The following is a 1775-nucleotide window of genomic DNA, read 5'->3' as shown; positions in this document are numbered from 1 at the left end:
CAGTTCGCATATAAGAGAAGACCTCAATATGCGCCATGTCCTTAGGGGACGTGTGCGTGTATTGGGGTCTTTTTGCGTTTTGCGAGCAAAAACACCCGGAGGTGCAGGAATTATGTTGAATTGGTTGTCTGCAAAGCTTATGACAACATCGGTAGGAGATTTTCTACTGGCAAAAAGTAGTTTTGAGAAGGGTCTTACTGGGCACACCAGTGGTACGAGTGCTGAAACTGTACAAAAAAGCATGAATACCCTTGTAACAACACTAATTGGTTTTGGTGGTATTTGGGTAGTTGCTTGTGTTGTATTCGCAAGTATTAAACTTTCTGGTGCACAAGGGAAGAACCCTGAAAACCGTACACAAGCCATGGTTGGTTTAGCTTGTGCGGCAATTGGAGGCTTTGTCATGATCAAAGCATACGACATCGCTGCTTGGGTTACAAAAATCTAACATAAGAGTTTGTAAAAGCTCTCCTCTATTTGGGGAGAGCTTCTCTTATACAAGGGAGGAAACAGAATGAGAAAAGTAACCGTTCCTGTTGATATGACTTCGGAACAAAAAACACTATTAGGTGTGCTGAGCAAACGCCAATTGATTTATCTATTAGGTGGCGGAGCATCCCTTTATTTATATGTACCATTCTTATGGCGGCTATTTGCACCTTTTAATTCGGTAGTAGCATTTTTTATTTGCTTAATTTTAGCAATACCAACGGTAGTAGGTGTAATAGCTTTTGCTTTTATTTATAAAGAGAAACAACACATGTATCTAGATAAGTTTTTACTTATCAAAATGCGTAGCCGTTCTGAAAAAGGCAAGTGGAGAAAAGGGTACGAGCCAACTACATGGGTAAAGGAGACGTTATAGATGTTAGAAATGATATATTTTGCGGCGATAGCCATTGTAGGATTTTTCTTTTATCGGAAAATGAACGGGAAACCGCTGTTTGGGTCTAAAAAAAAGGGGAAAAACCAAGGTGGGATAGAGAAACACATTGCTGAAAACGGCGGAAAGAAAAATAAAAAGAATATGCCTCCTAAATCAGAAGTTGATGAGGATAATGTTGATTTCTTTAGCGCTTTTGTAGAAGACATTAAGGAAATTGACAATCATATGATTCGATATCATGATGACACATTTGTCCTAATCGCGGAAGCACATCCAGTAAACTATTACTTACTTTCCAACATGGAACAAGAAGCAATTGATATCAAAATTGAATCATGGTTAACAACATTAGAGTTTAATACAAAAGTATATATACAAAGTAAATTTGTAGATTTAACAGATCCTGTACGAAAAATGACAGAAACGATGAAAGGTGCGAAGGACCTTACACCAGAGACAATACTATATGGTCAAGAAGTTATCGATAACTTAGAGTACTGGCAACGTTCGCAGCCTCGATATGAGCAAAAACGTTATTTAATTTACCCATACAAAGTGGATATTAGTACGATTACAGCTGATACAGAGGAAGAATTGGAAGAAAAGATTGTAGATAAAGCGTTTAACGAATTATATCGTCGTTATAATGCTTCGCGAAATTTATTATCAAAAGCAAAAATTAATGTAGAAATGTTAACGAAAGATAAATTGATAGAACTCTTATACGTAGCGTTTAATCGCCGTAAAGCTGTGAAAGCGCGTTTCCAAGATTTAATTGAAAATGAAAACTTCTCTCTATATTCAACAGGTGAAACAAATGAGAGAAAACTAGAGTTAATAAAGAAAGTTCTAGCAGAAGAAAAAGCTGAAAAATCAAATAATGGGGTGG

Annotated in this window: 3 protein-coding genes; all 3 read left to right on the top strand. The window is 36.8% G+C overall.

The window, feature by feature from the left end; translation table 11 throughout:
* Window positions 1-28 precede the first annotated feature (28 nt).
* Entirely contained in the window at window positions 29-448 is a 420-nt protein-coding gene (locus MR155_RS30995; RefSeq protein WP_201063550.1) for a hypothetical protein, read from the top strand.
* A gap of 66 nt (window positions 449-514) precedes the next feature.
* The gene (locus tag MR155_RS30990; protein WP_201063551.1) at window positions 515-865 is read left to right on the top strand and encodes a PrgI family protein; all 351 of its coding nucleotides are present in this window, start codon (window positions 515-517) and stop codon (window positions 863-865) included.
* A partial coding sequence (locus MR155_RS30985; protein WP_242312094.1) for a hypothetical protein occupies window positions 866-1775 on the top strand: 910 nt, incomplete at its 3' end. It lies immediately after the preceding gene.

Source organism: Bacillus cereus group sp. BfR-BA-01331, from assembly GCF_022663915.1.
Classification (GTDB): Bacteria; Bacillota; Bacilli; order Bacillales; family Bacillaceae_G; genus Bacillus_A; species Bacillus_A mycoides.
This window is presented reverse-complemented; position numbering and strand designations above follow the sequence as displayed.

Coding starts and splice junctions, on each gene's coding strand:
- MR155_RS30995 (WP_201063550.1), top strand. CDS start 29: ATGCGCCATGTCCTTAGGGGACGTGTGCGTGTATTGGGGTCTTTTTGC.
- MR155_RS30990 (WP_201063551.1), top strand. CDS start 515: ATGAGAAAAGTAACCGTTCCTGTTGATATGACTTCGGAACAAAAAACA.